Source organism: Devosia sp. (assembly GCF_017307495.1).
Classification (GTDB): Bacteria; Pseudomonadota; Alphaproteobacteria; order Rhizobiales; family Devosiaceae; genus Devosia_A.
This window is the reverse complement of record NZ_JAFKHE010000031.1, coordinates 51,159-66,934: the sequence shown is the minus strand read 5'-3', so window position 1 is coordinate 66,934 and position 15,776 is coordinate 51,159. Positions and strand designations below refer to the sequence as shown.

At 62.3% G+C, this 15,776-nt stretch carries 15 protein-coding genes; 8 read left to right on the top strand and 7 right to left on the bottom strand.

The window, feature by feature from the left end; genetic code table 11:
* Positions 1 to 43 precede the first annotated feature (43 nt).
* From phnD to arsH, 8 genes are all read left to right on the top strand, one after another.
* Positions 44 to 949, top strand: a complete 906-nt coding sequence (gene phnD, locus J0I99_RS19270) for a phosphonate ABC transporter substrate-binding protein (RefSeq protein WP_291399095.1) — start codon at positions 44 to 46, stop codon at positions 947 to 949.
* Positions 950 to 1,004: 55 nt separating this feature from the next.
* Positions 1,005 to 1,871, top strand: a complete 867-nt coding sequence (gene phnE, locus J0I99_RS19265) for a phosphonate ABC transporter, permease protein PhnE (RefSeq protein WP_291399094.1) — start codon at positions 1,005 to 1,007, stop codon at positions 1,869 to 1,871.
* On the top strand, positions 1,864 to 3,204 hold the full coding sequence (gene phnE / locus J0I99_RS19260) for a phosphonate ABC transporter, permease protein PhnE (RefSeq protein ID WP_291399093.1): 1,341 nt from the start codon (positions 1,864 to 1,866) through the stop codon (positions 3,202 to 3,204). The genes phnE (J0I99_RS19265) and phnE (J0I99_RS19260) overlap by 8 nt, the downstream gene beginning before the upstream one ends.
* A 489-nt stretch (positions 3,205 to 3,693) precedes the next feature.
* Positions 3,694 to 4,053: a helix-turn-helix transcriptional regulator gene (locus J0I99_RS19255; RefSeq protein ID WP_291399092.1), complete on the top strand. Its 360-nt coding sequence runs from the start codon at positions 3,694 to 3,696 to the stop codon at positions 4,051 to 4,053.
* A complete protein-coding gene (locus tag J0I99_RS19250) occupies positions 4,043 to 4,573 on the top strand; it encodes an arsenate reductase ArsC (RefSeq protein WP_291399091.1) in 531 nt (176 codons plus the stop codon). The genes J0I99_RS19255 and J0I99_RS19250 overlap by 11 nt, the downstream gene beginning before the upstream one ends.
* Entirely contained in the window at positions 4,573 to 5,634 is a 1,062-nt protein-coding gene (arsB, locus tag J0I99_RS19245; RefSeq protein ID WP_291399090.1) for an ACR3 family arsenite efflux transporter, read from the top strand. The genes J0I99_RS19250 and arsB overlap by 1 nt, the downstream gene beginning before the upstream one ends.
* Positions 5,631 to 6,053 (top strand): arsenate reductase (glutaredoxin), encoded by a 423-nt coding sequence (gene arsC / locus J0I99_RS19240; RefSeq protein WP_291399089.1) that lies wholly within the window; start codon positions 5,631 to 5,633, stop codon positions 6,051 to 6,053. The genes arsB and arsC overlap by 4 nt, the downstream gene beginning before the upstream one ends.
* On the top strand, positions 6,016 to 6,753 hold the full coding sequence (gene arsH / locus J0I99_RS19235; RefSeq protein WP_291399088.1) for an arsenical resistance protein ArsH: 738 nt from the start codon (positions 6,016 to 6,018) through the stop codon (positions 6,751 to 6,753). The genes arsC and arsH overlap by 38 nt, the downstream gene beginning before the upstream one ends.
* Positions 6,754 to 7,179: 426 nt before the next feature.
* Here the strand turns inward: arsH and J0I99_RS19230 are convergent, their stop codons facing one another.
* The 7 genes from J0I99_RS19230 to J0I99_RS19200 all read right to left on the bottom strand — a co-directional run bounded on the left by J0I99_RS19230 (position 7,180) and on the right by J0I99_RS19200 (position 15,659).
* Positions 7,180 to 7,572 carry a cytochrome c family protein gene (locus tag J0I99_RS19230; protein WP_291399087.1) on the bottom strand — a complete coding sequence of 131 codons (393 nt, stop codon included), beginning with the start codon at positions 7,570 to 7,572 and terminating at the stop codon, positions 7,180 to 7,182.
* A 9-nt stretch (positions 7,573 to 7,581) separates the two neighbouring features.
* The gene (gene glp / locus J0I99_RS19225) at positions 7,582 to 8,841 is read right to left on the bottom strand and encodes a gephyrin-like molybdotransferase Glp (RefSeq protein ID WP_291399086.1); all 1,260 of its coding nucleotides are present in this window, start codon (positions 8,839 to 8,841) and stop codon (positions 7,582 to 7,584) included.
* Between the two features lie 40 nt (positions 8,842 to 8,881).
* Positions 8,882 to 11,347 (bottom strand): arsenate reductase (azurin) large subunit, encoded by a 2,466-nt coding sequence (locus tag J0I99_RS19220; RefSeq protein WP_291399085.1) that lies wholly within the window; start codon positions 11,345 to 11,347, stop codon positions 8,882 to 8,884.
* An 11-nt stretch (positions 11,348 to 11,358) separates the two neighbouring features.
* A complete protein-coding gene (locus J0I99_RS19215; protein WP_291399084.1) occupies positions 11,359 to 11,880 on the bottom strand; it encodes an arsenate reductase (azurin) small subunit in 522 nt (173 codons plus the stop codon).
* 155 nt (positions 11,881 to 12,035) lie between these two features.
* Positions 12,036 to 13,361, bottom strand: a complete 1,326-nt coding sequence (locus tag J0I99_RS19210; protein WP_291399083.1) for a sigma-54 dependent transcriptional regulator — start codon at positions 13,359 to 13,361, stop codon at positions 12,036 to 12,038.
* Positions 13,351 to 14,802, bottom strand: coding sequence for a HAMP domain-containing sensor histidine kinase (locus tag J0I99_RS19205; protein ID WP_291399082.1), 1,452 nt, complete (start codon positions 14,800 to 14,802; stop codon positions 13,351 to 13,353). The genes J0I99_RS19210 and J0I99_RS19205 overlap by 11 nt, the downstream gene beginning before the upstream one ends.
* Entirely contained in the window at positions 14,799 to 15,659 is an 861-nt protein-coding gene (locus J0I99_RS19200) for a PhnD/SsuA/transferrin family substrate-binding protein (RefSeq protein WP_291399081.1), read from the bottom strand. The genes J0I99_RS19205 and J0I99_RS19200 overlap by 4 nt, the downstream gene beginning before the upstream one ends.
* Positions 15,660 to 15,776 lie beyond the last annotated feature (117 nt).

The window sequence follows — 15,776 nt, the reverse complement described above, 5'->3', positions numbered from 1 at the left end:
CCCCGGCGCTTGCCGGGGCGGACTAACCCTACCGGAGAAAGAAATGAAGAAGCTTCTTGCAGCGCTGCTGCTGACGTCGACGATGGTCGCGCCGACCTTCGCCCAAGACATCACCGAGTTCCGCATCGGCATCCTTGGCGGCGAAAATGCCCAGGACCGCCTCACCTCCAATGAGTGCTTCCGAGCCAAAACCGAGGAACTGCTCGGCGTCCCGACCAAGTTGTTCACACCCGCCGACTATGATGGCGTGATTCAGGGCCTGCTCGGCGGCACCATCGATCTCGCTTGGCTCGGGCCATCGGCCTACGCCAAGGCCTACCTGACCGATCCGGAGGCCGTCGAGCCCGTACTGGTCAAAGTCAACCTTGACAAGAGCTTCGGCTACTACTCGATCGGCTTTGCCCGCAAAGACAGCGGCATCACTTCGCTCGAGGACATGAAGGGCAAGGTTTTCGGCTTCGGCGATCCGAACTCTGGCTCGGGCTATCTGATTCCGGCCATTGAGATCCCGCAGACGACTGGCGCCAGCATGGAATCGGGCGACTATTTCGGCGAGGTTCGATTCACCGGCGGTCACGAGCAGACCATCGTCGCCGTTGCCAATGGTGACGTCGACGCGGGCGTCACTTGGGCCGATGGCCTCGGTGAATGGGAAGACGGATACAACTCGGGCGCCCTCCGCAAGGCAGTTGATTCCGGCCTCGTCGACATGAATGACCTCGTCGAGATCTGGCGCTCCAAGATCATCGTCGAAGGCCCGATCGTGCTGCGCAAGGCGCTGCCCGAGCGCGTGAAGCTCGACATGGTCGCCATGATGGCGTCGCTGTCCTACATGGACGCCGAGTGCTCGTACAACTTCATGGCCGGCGAAGCGCTAGGCCTGAAGCCGGTCAAGCACCAAGATTACGAATCGATCATCGAGTCGCGCAAGTCGCTCGAAAACTCCTGATCTCGTTCGATCGGGCCCCGCTTCGGCGGGGCCCGAACCTCAAAAGGTCGTGCGCATGGCTCAAGCCGCTCCCGCTCCGCAAGGCGATATCCGCAGTTCCTATCTCAGGGACACGCAGCGCCGCCGGCTCTACAGTCTCGTGCTCGTCGCGATCTTCATCGCGTGCCTCGTTTCCGGTTTGAAGCTGGCCCAGTCGCGCAACGCAGGTGGCTTCATCAACGGCCTGCCGCAGCTGTTTGCCTTTCCGTCCGAGGTCGTCTCAGAGGCGGTGCAGAAGGCGGTCAACCTTCCGGGACTGCTCCTCAAGTACCTGCCGTCCCTTATCGAAACGATCAATATTGCCGGTGTGTCGACGCTGGTAGGTGCTATCCTCGCCACCGTGCTGTCCCTCTTGTCGACGCGTGGCTTGGCACGCTGGCCGATCCTGATCCCCGTCTTTCGCCGCGCCATGGACCTTATGCGTGCTGTGCCTGAAGTGGTCATCGCTCTCGTCCTGATCTTCGTTTTGGGCGGCGGCCCGGTAGCCGCCATGATCGCCATTGCGCTCCACACGACCGGTGCGCTGGGCAAACTGTTCTCCGAGGTCAACGAGAATGCCGATCTGCGGCCCGTCGAAGGGCTCGCCTCGGTCGGCTCGAACTGGTCGCAGCGCATGTGGTTTGCGGTCATCCCGCAGGTGGTGCCGAATTATCTCAGCTATTCGATGATGCGCTTCGAGATCAATATCCGCGCTTCGGCCATTCTCGGCTTCGTCGGCTCGGGCGGCATCGGCTACGACCTGCGGAACGCGATGAGCTGGGGCAAAGGGCGGTACGACGAAGTGGCCGCCATCTTCATCCTGCTGTTCGTCACCATCGTGCTGGTCGACCAATTGTCCAGCATGTACCGCAACCGCCTGGTCAAGGGTTCCCACCATGCCTGAAGTCGCAGTCGGCATCGATGTCAGGCAACATTCACTCGACCTGTTCCGGCGCAAGCGGCTGTTCAGCCTCGGCGTGCCTCTCATCGTCCTTGCTTATCTCGCCTACATCTTCGTGACCTTCGATTTCGCCGGGGTCGCAAGCCGCGCCAACCCAGACAACGCGCGCACGCTGATCGGCGATTCCTACAGCTACAAGACCCATGTGACGCGCGACAACCGGTCGGGCGCGTTCTCGATCGCAATCGAGGGAGAGACCAAGGGCACCTATCCGCCGGGCATGTCGCCGGAATGGGTGAAGGTCGACGATGACAACGCTGTAGTCGAGCTCGAGGGCGGCGCATCCGTCGAATTCATTGGCGACCGGGTGCGTATGACTTTGCCTGGGTATGGCGTGATCGAGGTCACGTCAGGAAGCGGCGGCATCGACCTCGTCCTACCTACCGATGTGGTGCCCGACTGGATCAACGCGTCGAACACGCGCGTCTCCATCACCACGCCGAGCGGTCGCGTTCAGGTCACGCGGTCGAAGACCGACGTCTTCCGCTACGCCTTCGGGTGGGAACTGTTCTTTTTCACTCTGGACAGCCCGTTCTACGGCCGCTCTTTCGGCGAACTAGGAGCCCTCATCGTGTCGCCCGTTGAAATCGTCCCGGGCAAGCCGAACCTCGTTGCCATGGCCGAGGAATTCTGGACTAACAAGATGTGGCGGCATGGCGATGTCGCTTGGGCACTGTTTGAGACGGTGTTGATGGCCTTCCTCGGCACATTCGGCGCCGCGCTGATAGCGCTGCCCGTCGCCTTTCTCGCCGCATCCAACTTCACGCCATCACGTTGGATACGCTTCGCCTTCCGCCGAGTATTCGACTTCCTGCGCGGCGTCGATGGCCTGATCTGGACCATCATTCTGTCGCGCGCTTTTGGTCCTGGACCGATGACCGGGGCACTTGCGATCCTACTGACCGATACTGGCAGCTTCGGTAAGCTCTTTTCCGAGGCGCTAGAAAATGTAGATGATCGGCAGATCGAGGGCGTGCAGTCCACAGGCGCCAGCACTCTACAGCGGCAGCGTTTTGGTGTCATGCCGCAGATTACACCGGTGCTGTTGAGCCAGCTGCTATACTATTTCGAGTCCAATACCCGGTCCGCTACAGTGATTGGTGCCATTGTAGGCGGCGGCATTGGTCTTTTGCTAACGCAGGCGATAAGTACGCAGAAGGATTGGGAAGAGGTAACGTACTATATTGTACTCATCGTCGTGATGGTAATGACAATTGATGGAATATCGGCATGGTTGCGGCGCCGGCTGATCAGCGGGGCACCGGCGCTGCACTAGGGGGCTTGGATCGACTGTCCAGCTGTCCTAGGGAGACACCTCGCAGCCCTAGAAACGATCGGATGCGCAATACGGGTGACTGGGCGTAGAAGCAGGTCTAGTACACCGGCGAGTGGCTCTGGAACAACTTCGATCAAATTGGCACGCGCACCCGGTGGGGTCGCCCCGACGCTATCGAGGCGCCGCCCCCCGTTACGTCGACGCGGCGGTGGGAGGTGACTTCCATCGACAGATCCTGACCTCGATGGCAGGCGGATGAGCCAAGGATACTCGCACGCGAGTCGATTCCAGCGCACAGCGGCGTGAGGATCGAGCGAGTTACACGTGACTGCTACACAGGTTGCGCCCTGACCTCACAGCGGTGACGTCAGACTGGCTCTCAACAGTTCCTCGCTTACAATGCCAGAAGGGACCAAGAGGCAATGCGCTGGAAGCCTCACCGCACAAACAGGCTTGACCATTCATCGGTAGATCGATAGTTGTCGATGAATGGAATCAAATAGCGCTCTCGCTGTTTTCGCCGCGCTGTCGCAAAGTACCCGTCTCAGCGCTTTTCGGGCCATCATGCAACAGCAGCCGGACGGCCTGCCGGCGGGCGAGGTCGCGCGTCTTCTCAACGTGCCTCAAAACACGATGTCGACCCACCTCGCCATACTCGAGCGCGCGGGCCTCATTTCGTCAGAGCGCAGAAGCCGCTCCATCATCTACCGAGCTGAGCTGGACCGTGTTCGTCAGGTCGCAAGCTTTCTCGTCACCGATTGCTGCGGTGGCCGTCCAGAGGTCTGCGCGCCGCTCGTCGCCGAATTCACGCCATGCTGCTCCCCTGGGGAGGGAAAGAATGCCTGCTGATCGCGTCTACAACGTCCTCTTCCTCTGCACGGGGAACTCCGCTCGCTCGATCCTGGGCGAAGCGCTGCTGAACCACTTAGGGGCAGGGCGTTTCCAAGCCTTCTCCGCCGGCAGCACTCCCAAGGGGCAGATCCACTCCATGAGCCTCAAGATACTCTCGGACGCCGGCGTCTCGGTCGACGGGCTGCGCTCTAAGTCCTGGGAGGAGTTCGCCGGACCAGATGCGCCGAAGATGGATTTCGTCTTCACGGTCTGTGACAACGCCGCTGGCGAGGTTTGCCCGATCTGGCCAGGACAGCCTATGACCGCCCATTGGGGCATCGAGGATCCGGCGGCCGTAGATGGCCCAGAGTTCAAGCAGCGTGCCGCCTTCGAAGACGCCCTGCGGTTCATGCGCAACCGCATCACGGCCTTTATCAGTCTGCCGCTCGAGACCATCGACAACATGGCGCTCGGATCGAAGCTGCGTGGCATCGGTGCCATGGACGGCTCGACCACCAAGGCGAGCGGCGCAGCCTGATGTCAATCTTCGAGAGGTACCTGACCCTCTGGGTCGCGATCTGCATTGTGGTTGGTATTTCTGCGGGCCATTTTCTCCCTGATGCCTTCCAAGCGCTCGGTTCGCTCGAGTATGCTCAGGTCAACCTGCCGATGGCAGCACTGATCTGGTTGATGATCATCCCGATGCTGGTCCGCATCGACTTCATGAGCCTGGGTCGCGTAGGCGCCTATTGGCGCGGCATCGGCGTCACGCTCTTCATCAACTGGGCCATCAAGCCCTTCTCGATGGCACTGCTGGGCTGGCTGTTCGTCGGCTGGTTGTTCCGCCCCCTGCTGCCCGAGACGCAGATCGACAGCTACATCGCCGGGCTGATCATCCTCGCCGCGGCGCCATGCACCGCCATGGTGTTCGTGTGGTCCAACCTGACCAAAGGGGAGCCGCACTTCACCCTCAGCCAGGTGGCGCTCAACGATGCCATCATGATCATCGCGTTCGCCCCGATCGTCGGGCTGCTGCTCGGGCTCTCCGCCATCACCGTGCCGTGGGACACGCTGTTGCTCTCGGTCGGCCTCTACATCGTGGTGCCGGTGGTCGCGGCGCAGCTCCTGCGGCGCTGGCTTCTCGCGAACGGCGGGACAGACCGCATGAGCCGGGCACTGTCGGTGCTGCAGCCGCTCTCGATCGCCGCGCTGCTGCTGACGCTGGTCATGCTCTTCGGTTTCCAGGGCGAGCAGATAATCGCACAGCCGCTGGTCATCCTGTTGCTGGCGGTGCCTATACTGATCCAAGTCTACTTCAACTCGGGACTTGCCTATCTCCTGAACCGCGTCTCCGGGGAACAGCACTGTGTCGCAGGCCCCTCCGCATTGATCGGCGCTTCCAACTTTTTTGAGCTCGCAGTGGCGGCGGCGATCAGCCTCTTCGGCTTCAGCTCAGGAGCGGCCCTCGCCACCGTCGTCGGCGTGCTGGTCGAGGTGCCGGTGATGCTGTCAGTGGTGTGGGTCGTGAACCGAAGCAGGGGCTGGTACGAACGGGGCGCCGCCGTGCGCAGCGCTAGCCAGGCGAGGGCTGCCGAATGACCGTCACCATCTATCACAACCCCGAATGCGGCACGTCCCGCAACACCCTGGCCATGATCCGCCAGAGCGGGGTCGAGCCCAGGATTGTCGAATACCTGCAGACGCCGCAGGACCGCGCGACCGTCGCGAGGCTGATCGAGGATGCCGGGCTGACGGTTCGCGAAGCGCTGCGGACGAAGGACACGCCGTTCGAGGAACTCGGCCTCGGCGCTTCCGCGATCACCGACGAAACCCTACTGGAAGCCATCGGCCAACACCCCATCCTCCTCAACCGCCCCTTTGTGGTCACCCCGCGCGGCACCCGACTCTGCCGGCCGTCCGAGGTCGTGCTCGAAATTCTCGAAAACCCAGGCATCGGTCCGTTTACCAAAGAGGATGGTGATGTCGTTATCGACGCCCAAGGAAACCGTATTGCCTGATTTACCCAACGTCGTACCCGCCGCCTTTCAGCTTCCCGACTTCCCCCAACTGGTTGCGCCCGCCCAGCAGCACAAGCCGCGCATCCTGATGCTGTACGGCTCGCTACGAGAGCGCTCCTACAGCCGGTTTCTGACGTTTGAAGCGCAGCGGCTTCTGGAGGCTTTTGGCGCCGAGGTGAAGATCTTCCACGCCAGCGGCCTGCCGCTACCGAACGACGCCCCTGACAGCCACCCGAAGGTGCAAGAACTGCGTGAAGCGATGCTGTGGTCGGAAGGGCAGGTCTGGACCAGTCCGGAACGCCACGGCGCGATGTCATCGGTGTTGAAGTCGCAGATCGACTGGATCCCTCTGCCGGGTGGCGCGATCCGTCCCACCCAAGGCCGTACGCTGGCGGTGATGCAGGTTTCTGGTGGCTCGCAGTCGTTCAACGCGGTCAACCAGATGCGCATCCTGGGGCGCTGGATGCGTATGGTCACCATACCTAACCAGTCGTCGGTCGCGAAGGCTTGGCAGGAGTTCGATGATGAGGGCAGGATGCGGCCATCTTCCTACTATGATCGGGTCGTCGATGTGATGGAGGAACTGGTGAAGTTCACGCTGATCAACCGCGGCATATCCGCATATTTGACTTCTCGGTACAGTGAGCGGAAAGAAGCTGCGGCGAAGCTCGATGAACGGGTCGGGTTGAAATCCATCTAGTCCGTGTGCGGCCGATGGCACCGGCGCGGTTCGCAACGGTACCAATCATTCTTAAGTTAAAGGCCCGGATTCCGGAGCCTTCTTGAATTTCATTTGACCTGTGCCGCACTGTTGCTAGGCAGTGAGCCACGCTGTGGCTTGCCTATACTTTATGAGCAATCACAGAAGCACTGCCGGTGTCCATTCGGCCATCAGCCTTGACCACCGCAATCCCTGAAGGTGCTTGAGCGCTGGCCGGAAGCCGGTGAACCAGATGACCGCGTCGACAGGTGACTCCGTCCCGTCCTGCCAAATCACGCCAGAAGGCTTGAAGCGTCTAGAGAGCCTGAAGCTCTGCAGGTCACCGCGATCCCGGGCGGCGCGAACGGGCGCCACCATAACGATATCGCCAAGACCGCCGACGGTCGCACGACACCGGTTCCGGTGTCATGGAGCCGGGGTCCCGCTGCTGTCTGCGGCGAACTGCTTCAAGTAAGCAACCACATTTGCGATATCGGCGTCAGTCTTCAGGCCTGCAAACGCCATCTTGGTGCCCGGCACGAGAGCCTTTGGCCCCTTCAAAAACTCGATGAGGGTTGCCTCGTCCCAGGTAAGGCCAGAGCCTTTCATCGCTGCCGAGTAGTTGTACCCACTGATTGATGCAACTGGGCGTCCGATGACGCCGTTCAATTCGGGTCCGACCTTATTCTTGGCGCCTTCGCCGACCGCGTGGCAGGACATGCACTTCTTGAACACAGTGGCGCCGGCAACGGCGTCCTGCGCATGAGTAGTCGAGGTGATGCAGGCGACGGCGACAGTTGCAGCAAAAAGCAGTTTCATCCTGAGGTCCTATGGAGCAAACGAGGCGGAGAAGGGGTGGAAATGAAGGGGCGCCCCGGTCTCAACGGTCGACCGGTCGGGGTCGAGTTCGATGAGGCCGTCCGCATCGACCAGTGGTCGCAAGCGAGCCGATCCGCCCCGACCGATGCGGACTACCAGTGGCCGCCCGTCCGGCGCGATGCCGACGATGCGGCCGGGAGCGAACTCGGTTCGGCCGGCCGTGTGGCTGATCTGCTCAGCCGCAACGGCCGCCTGACCCCGGGGGCGGCGGAAGTCCTTCCCCGACAGCGCCAACATTGCTGGTCTTGCGAAAAGCAGGAAGTTCACCAGCGCCGCCAGGGGATTGCCCGGCAACGACAGCACGAGACATGGGCCGATCCGTCCAACTACGATGGGCTTGCCGGGGCGCAATGACAGGCGCAGCGACGTCGCCAAACCGCCGGCGGCGAGAACGGCGGCGAGTGCGTGGTCGCTGTCGCTGCCGGCCGCACCACCCGTGGTGATGATGAGATCAACCCCATCGGAAACCGCGAGCAGGAGCCGACCGATGGTCTCGGCATCATCCGCAGTGTGAGGGCTCGCAACCACCTCCGCATACCCGCGGTCCAGGAGGGCGCTGAGCATCGGACTATTCACGTCGTAAATCTGTCCGGTCTCGAGCCGCTCTCCGGCTGGGCGAACTTCGTCCCCTGTCGATAGCAGGGCGACCCGAACCTTGCGTCGAACCGAGACAGCAGGGAGGCCCGCTGAAGCGAGGATTGCTACATGGCGATAGTCCAGAAGCGTGCCCGCGTGGACGACAACGGATCCTTCGGTGACGTCCTCGCCGGACTTTCGGATATTGGCGCCGATGGCGTGGGGCTCGCGCAGGACCACATTGGCGCCGGCGCGAACGGTCTTTTCATGCATCGCAACGGTTGCGACACCTTCGGGGATGATAGCGCCGGTGGCGAGATGGACCGCCTGTCCCGGCCGCAGAGCCAGTGTCGACGGGTTCCCTGCCGTCACCCGACCGATCACATCCAGCTTTCCGGTATGTGCCACGTCATCTTCGTGGATCCCGTATCCGTCGACAGCCGAGTTGTCGAACGCGGGGAGGGGGATGCCTGACCTCGCCTCGGTCGCAAGCACGCGGTCGGAAGCCTCGGCAAGGGAAACCGTCTCGGTCGTCGCAATGGGCGCAAGAAGTCGCTCGATGGCCGCGTACGCCTCATCGAGCGAAATCGGCTCCGAAGCGCCGTGTGGGGGGCTGAGGGGAATGAAGGTCATGGGAATGGCCCGACGACTAACGCCGCCGGGCCTTGCTCAATCAGGACTGCGGGTATTCCTGGGACTTGAAGCTCAGGTGAGCTGCATTCCCCGGGATGCTCGAGATCTTGCGGATCGCGCCCCACGTCTGCTTATAGTTCGGGATGATGAACTCGTTCACGCCGGCCGATACGACGTTGCCCTGAACCCCGCTCGGATAGCCGAAGAGCATGAAGCTCTCCTTCTTCCGCGCTGACGGGGTCGGCCAGGCCATGGCCTGCGTCGAGCCGTTGTCGTTGTAGACCTCGACGAGATCGCCCTGCGACAGGCCGAGTTCGGTCATGTCGTCCGGATTCATCTCGATGTAGGGGTAGGGGAAGCGGTCCTGGACCAGCTCCTCTTCCTGGTCGAGATAGGCACTCTGCCAGACGTGGTTGGCTCGACCGTTGTTGATGAGGAACGGCCACTTGCCCTTCTCGGCCTGCTTGCCTTCAGCCTGCAGGCCGCGCCACTCGGTGGCCATGAAGGTGGCCTTCCCGTCCTTGCCGCCGAACTTGCCATCGGAATAGAGGCGCTTGGTCCCGATGATCTTGCCATCCTCGAAGCCAGTTGCCGGCTCCTGGAAGCCGTTAGTGCCCATCGCGCGGAGCCGCTCGTAGGTCACGAACTCGCCGCCACCGGCGTTCTGATGGTAGCCATCCATGAACGCGTCTTCTTCGGTCTGCCAGTCAAAACCCTTGAACTGGTCGGCGTAAGCGTCGTTGCCGGTTTCCCGGAACACACGCTCGAGGTTGTTGGCAATGCGGGCCGCGATGATGCAGTCGGGCAAGGCCTGACCCGGCGCATCCATGTACTTGTCCGTGAGCCTCATGCGGCGTTCGCCGTTCATCGAGGTGAGATGCATCTCGCCCGAAGTCGCGGCCGGCAGCCAGACATGCGCCGCCTGGCCGATCTTCGTTGGCACGATATCGACGTCGACCGAGAACAGGCCGCCGTCCTTGATCGCTGCGACGATGGCTGCGACCATTGCGTCACGATCACCGTAGGGCACCGATAACATGGCGTCCTTCACCTTGTCGGTGCGTTCCTTGTAGACCCGCTTGAATTCCATGGCGTTCAGCGTCGTCTTGTAGTGGTCGCAGGCCCAGATGTGGTGGACACCGCCCTTGCCACTGATCAGCAACTGGTCGACGTAGGCTGCCGGCCGGCCGACATGGGCATCAGACGGACGCACGTAGCCTTCCTGGTGGCCGCCCATGCGGACGCAACCGCCACCGGGCTGACCGACATTGCCCGTGGCCAGAGCGAGCGCAGCAAGAGCTGCATTGGTGCGGTAGTTGTCGTTGCCCCAGATCAGGCCCTTTTCGTAGGCGAACATCGTCCGCCGACGCTTGTCGCCTTCCTTGGGCTGCGCGATCCACTCGGCTGCCTTGATGATGTCGGCGGTCGCGAGGCCGGTGATCTCGGCGGCCTCTTCAACGGTCATGCGGTTGGCCGCAAGCGCCTCATCGAAACCGGTGGTCGAGTTGGCGATAAGGTCCTTGTCGATCCAGCCCTGGTCGGCCACGTAGGTGAAGAGGGCGTTGAACAGCGCCAGGTCGGTGCCGGAGTTGATGGCGAGGTGCAGGACGTTGTCCTTGCCGGCCTCGACCTCGGCGGCATTGACAGTGACCGTGCGGCGCGGATCGACGATGACGATTCGACCGGGAGCGTGCGGCTCGTCCTGCAGTTGCTCCTGCTTCTTGTCCATCGAGCTGCCGCGAAGGTTGGGCACCCAGTGGTTCAAGAAGTAGTTGGTCTGCGTCTCCAACGAGTTCGTGCCTACCGCGAAGATCGTGTCGGCGAGTTCGGCGTCCTCGTAGCAGTTATTAAGTTCGCCGATGCCCATGTCGCGGGTAGCGTGCACCTCGGAGTTATAAGCCGGCCGGTTATGGATACGGATGTTCTTCACCTTCATGGCGCCGAAATAGAGCTTGCCGGTGCCCCAGGTGTTCTCATAACCGCCGCCGGCGCCGCCATGGTCGAACGCCGAGACGAAGAGGCCGTCCTCACCCTGATCATCGATGACGGCAGCGGTCACGCGGGCGACGAGATCGAGTGCATCGTCCCAACTCGTTGGCTGCATCTGGCCGTAGCGCCAGACCATCGGGTCGGTGAGGCGCTGCTGCTGAGTTAGGCGGGCCTTGCTGTAGCTGAGCTCCGCCATGCGGGCGCCGCGGATCGAGCCGAGGCCGGAGTTCACCTCGCAGCCGGGATCCGGCTTGATGACGAGGTGGACGTCTTTGCCGTCCTGCTTGACGATGTTGTACATCGACGGAGCGTACCAGTTCGACGTGTCGGCATCCTGCTGCACAGAGAGATCGACGCCGAAGACGTTTTCGGACGGGTCGGTGCCGCCCTGCTTGTTCACCGGCCAGCTGTAGGCATGGTAGCCGCAGCCGACGATGCAGAAGTGGCAGGTGACGATCTGTTCCTTGGCGCCGGCGGGAATAATCGGAAGCCGATCGATATGTCGCTTGAAAGCCATGACTTCCTCCCTCAGAGCACGTTGGACAGGCGACCGTAGAGCAACTCGTCGAGCCCCTCTGCGTAGATGTCGCCCTTGTCATCGACCCGCAGGATGTACTGCGGCAGGTTCTGCGTGGCGTGACCCCAGACCTGCTGGCCGCCTTTCTCACAGTCGAAGCGGGAGTAGTGACCCGGGCAATTGAGGGTCTTGTCGTTGGCGTCAAACGACATGGGGAAGCCCTTGTGGGGGCAGATCGTCGAGAAACCGACGATGTCGCCGTCGGGTCCCGCACCACCCTCGACCTTGGTGCCGAGCTTGATCAGCACGCCGGGAGCGGAGTCGTCGGGGTAAGACACGTCGAGTGGCTCATTCAGTATCAGGTCGGACACGTTGCCAAGCCGATTGGCCGGGTAGTTCACCAGAGCCTGGCCCGGCGCCGCCTGGGCGGGCTGGGCCACAACCGTAGCGGTGGCGGCCGACGCCACGCCGATGCCGGCGCCCCTCAGAAATTGGCGACGCCCCATATCAACGAGCTTTTCGCAGCTTGCCATCGATCCCTCCCTGCAACTGCCTCAGTGACGACAGTGCTGCAAGGGCCGTGCCACGGCTGGCTAAGGCAGTTAGGACCGACGCGGCAGTCCGCATTCAGGATGGGCACGTTTGGCTTTGCGAACGCCTCAGGCGGCCAGGTTCGGAAATCCGAACGTCAGTGGGTCGTGGATGACAATCCAAGGCGCCTCATCTTCTCCCAAAGGGTGGTGCGCGAAATTCCGAGCAGCTTGGCGGATTGGGCCATCTCGTTATTGGTCATCCCCAGCACCCGAAGAATGTGCTTGCGTTCGGCCTCGTCGCGCGTGGCCTCGAGAGACGGCACTTGTCCGTCTTCCTCGACTTCAGCAGGCCGCCGCTCCGGGAACAGATCAGACGGCATGAGCCAGGGGCCGGCCGCGAGTGCCACTGCCCGCTCGACCCGATTTCTCAGCTCCCGCACGTTGCCTGGCCACGGGTGTGTCAAAGCTACCTCTTCGACGAGGGCGCTGATGCCGCGCAGGTCGGCGTCGAAGCTCGGTGCGTAGGTGTCGAAGAACATCTCTAAGAGCGGCATGACGTCCTCCGGCCGCTCCCGAAGTGGGGGCACCTGAATGCTGAGGACGTTGATGCGGTAATAGAGGTCCTCCCGGAAACTCCCGGCCTCGACGCGTTTTTCCAGATCCGCGTTGGTGGCGCAGACGACCCTGGCTTCGAACTCAAGCACTTTCTCTCCGCCAATACGTGAGAATCGGCGCTCTTCAAGGACTCGCAGCAGTTTGGATTGAAGTGCGAGCGACAACTCGCTGATCTCGTCGAGAAACAGTGTTCCCTTGCCAGCTCGTTCTGCATACCCGGCGTGCCGGGCCTGGGCGCCGGTGAACGCGCCCTTCTCGTGCCCAAAGAGTTCGGCCTCCATGAGATCGTTGGGAATCGCCGCGCAGTTCACGGCGATGAACGGGCGATCGGCGCCTCCCGCTTCGTGGAGGAACCGAGCACAGACCTCCTTGCCCGATCCCGTCTCGCCGGTGAGGAGGACGGCGGTTTTGACTTTTGCGACCCGCCTCAGGCTCTGGGCTACCGAGCGCATCCCCGCCGACTGGCCGAGCGGCGCCCCGACCTCGTTCGCCGCGACCTCAGGGAGGATTCCCTGCAGGCGCTCGAGGAAGTCCGGCATCTCGAATGGCTTGGTCAGGTAGTCTCCAGCGCCGGCGCGGATCAGGCCCACGGCATGGTCGATATCGCCAAAGGCGGTGATGAACAGGAAAGGCGGAACCCCACCCGTCGCAGCCATTTCCCTGAAGACCTCATCACCGCCCATATCGGGGAGGCGGATGTCGCAGATAACCGCCTCTGGCTTGGCCTTGCCTAGTTCGGCGATCGCCTCGCGGCCGGTCTTCCACCAGCGCACCACGGTGCCTTCCAAGGCCAGCCGCTGAACCAGCGACTCGCCCATGATCAGGTCGTCTTCCAGGAGACCCACAACTCGTCCGCTAAGCGACACGCTCAATCTCCTCGTCAACGACCACAACTACGGGAACAACAATGCGGAAACGCGCTCCGCCCTGGGCGGACTTGCCAACGATCACCGACCCGCCCTGTTCCTTGACGGTTCGCTTGGTGACCCACAGCCCTAGTCCGGACGATGTCAGACGTGCTGCAGAGGGCCCGTCGTTGGCCAGGAACTCGGCGATGTGCGGCGGCAGCCCTGGTCCCTGATCGGAGACCTCGATCTCTAGCGCCCGGGTCGTCACCTCCGCTCGGAACACCAGTGCACCCCCGTTTGGCGTCGCGCGGCAGGCATTCAGCAGCAGGTTCAGCACGACCTGCCGCATGCCAAAAGCGTTGACGGGCGTGGCCGGGGGCAGGTCGTTCGACCAGGTCAACTTGATCTGCTTGCGGCGAACCTCAGGGCGGACAAGTACCAGCAGATCATCGAAGTCCGCCGGCGTCAGGTCTCGTGGCTCCCGGTCAGCGCGATAGGATGCGAGTACGGTTTGCACGACATCCCGGATCCCGCGGAGCCCACGATCTACCAATTGGACGGCGCTGAGGCGAACGCGGGGATCGTCGCCGTGAACCTTGATCGTGTCGACAGCATTCAGGATGCCGCCCAGGGGGTTATTGATCTCGTGCGCCACGCTGGAAGCGAGTTTTCCGAGACTGGCGAGCCGCTCTTCATCGGCGACTTTGGTGAGCAGGGTTTCGCGTTCCGCGAATGCCTCCGCCATGGTGTTGAACCGCCGAAACAGCCTTGCCCATTCCGGGCCCTGGCGCTTCACCACGTTGGCCGGGATGGGCAAGGCCGTCCCTCCGGCGGCTGAGTTGATGTGCTCCATCAGGATCTTCATCGGAGCGATCATCCCACGCACCGCAAACCAGCCCAGAGCGGCGAGAATGAGCGTAAGGACGGCGTTGCTGGCGATAAGGTACCAGAGCACCTCGCCACGCTCGGTGAGCAACGGAGAGATGTCCAACTGGGCGTATATGTACCCTACGGTGCGCCCCTCCACCGATAGCGTCCTGTCGAGGACAGCGACTTGCTGGCTCTGCTCGAGAGCAACATCAGCCTGTGTTTCCGGGGCTACCGGGCTTAGCTCGCTGCCGATAGGTGCCGACTTCGGATCCGAGGAGGCGAGCACCGTTCCTGCCGCGTCGGTGACGGTCGTCGAAAGGGGCCTTACCGCCGCATAGACGTTTCTCGCCCGATCGAGTGCGTCGAACACTTCCCAAGGGTCCTGGCGAAGCACCGGGTCAATGAGTGCCGCCTCAAGGCCGTCGAGGTAGGCATTTGCCAGATCCGTCAGCTGGCGCTCCTGCGTCACCGCCAGGCGCGCCAGGACGACCTGCGAGACTCCAAAGCTCACGAAGACCATGAGCAGGACTACGACGAGCGGCACACTCACCGTCACGGGCAGGCCATGCTTGAGGACCCTCGAAATCATGTGATGCCCCGGACCAAATCCCAGTTTTGCTCGATCGAGGCGAAGAGCGCCGGTTCCTGTTCCGCGAAACGATCGAGGCGCAGCATAGCCAGAACTTCCTGGCCGCTTTCGTCCTTGTGCATGTTCAGCAACGCCTGCTGGAGATCGAATGTTTTGGCCGAGGTGGCAGCGGCCCGAGGAACAGCGGTCGGCGGAAAGCCGAACCATTCGGAAGCCCGTACGACACGCGTCCCGCCAATTAGTGCTGGACTGGTTTCCTTCAGTACCTCATAGACATAGCCGTCCACGCTCCCACTTTGGGCGAGTCCGGCAGCCACGGCACGAACCACGTTGAAATGGCTGTAGGTGAAAATGGTCCGGCGGAAGAATTTGTCCGGCGTGGACTTCTGCCTTGCGAGTTCCGCTGCGGTCACCAGATACCCGGAGTTGGAGTCCGGATCGGAAAAGGCATGAATGTCGTCGGCGAGGTCCCCAATCGCGGTAGCATCGCGATCTGCTGAGCAGATGAGGTAGGACTGATAGAGCGGTTTCCCGCGCCAGACAGGCACCGCCAACAAGCTCAGTTGCGTCTTGTGCTCGACGAACGGGAAGCCGCACAGCCAGGCCCCATCGACCTGTCCGGAGACGAGCAGGGCCGTGACCTCCTGGTAGGTCCGTCGAGTGACAAGTTGCACCGTCTGACCGGTGGCCTTGCCCAGATAGGCCTTCAGGTGGTCGAGCAGGTCCAGATCCGAGGAGAGGAAGACCGGCGTCAACGCGAACCGAAGTACATCGTCCTGCGCAACGGCGTGCCTAGTTGTCGCCAGGACGGCCGAACCGCCCAAGACCAGCATCTCACGCCGGTTCATGGTCCCCATGATCGCGTCCTCCTCCGCAGATCAGCAAGTCACGCTAGCATGGAACAATTCTAAGGTGAAACCGGCCCGGTTCTTGCATGGAAATTGGCTAAGTCGAGGCCGCTAGACCTCGTCATG

Coding starts and splice junctions, on each gene's coding strand:
- phnD (WP_291399095.1), top strand. CDS start 44: ATGAAGAAGCTTCTTGCAGCGCTGCTGCTGACGTCGACGATGGTCGCG.
- phnE (WP_291399094.1), top strand. CDS start 1,005: ATGGCTCAAGCCGCTCCCGCTCCGCAAGGCGATATCCGCAGTTCCTAT.
- phnE (WP_291399093.1), top strand. CDS start 1,864: ATGCCTGAAGTCGCAGTCGGCATCGATGTCAGGCAACATTCACTCGAC.
- J0I99_RS19255 (WP_291399092.1), top strand. CDS start 3,694: ATGGAATCAAATAGCGCTCTCGCTGTTTTCGCCGCGCTGTCGCAAAGT.
- J0I99_RS19250 (WP_291399091.1), top strand. CDS start 4,043: ATGCCTGCTGATCGCGTCTACAACGTCCTCTTCCTCTGCACGGGGAAC.
- arsB (WP_291399090.1), top strand. CDS start 4,573: ATGTCAATCTTCGAGAGGTACCTGACCCTCTGGGTCGCGATCTGCATT.
- arsC (WP_291399089.1), top strand. CDS start 5,631: ATGACCGTCACCATCTATCACAACCCCGAATGCGGCACGTCCCGCAAC.
- arsH (WP_291399088.1), top strand. CDS start 6,016: ATGTCGTTATCGACGCCCAAGGAAACCGTATTGCCTGATTTACCCAAC.
- J0I99_RS19230 (WP_291399087.1), bottom strand. CDS start 7,572: ATGAAACTGCTTTTTGCTGCAACTGTCGCCGTCGCCTGCATCACCTCG.
- glp (WP_291399086.1), bottom strand. CDS start 8,841: ATGACCTTCATTCCCCTCAGCCCCCCACACGGCGCTTCGGAGCCGATT.
- J0I99_RS19220 (WP_291399085.1), bottom strand. CDS start 11,347: ATGGCTTTCAAGCGACATATCGATCGGCTTCCGATTATTCCCGCCGGC.
- J0I99_RS19215 (WP_291399084.1), bottom strand. CDS start 11,880: ATGGCAAGCTGCGAAAAGCTCGTTGATATGGGGCGTCGCCAATTTCTG.
- J0I99_RS19205 (WP_291399082.1), bottom strand. CDS start 14,802: ATGATTTCGAGGGTCCTCAAGCATGGCCTGCCCGTGACGGTGAGTGTG.
- J0I99_RS19200 (WP_291399081.1), bottom strand. CDS start 15,659: ATGGGGACCATGAACCGGCGTGAGATGCTGGTCTTGGGCGGTTCGGCC.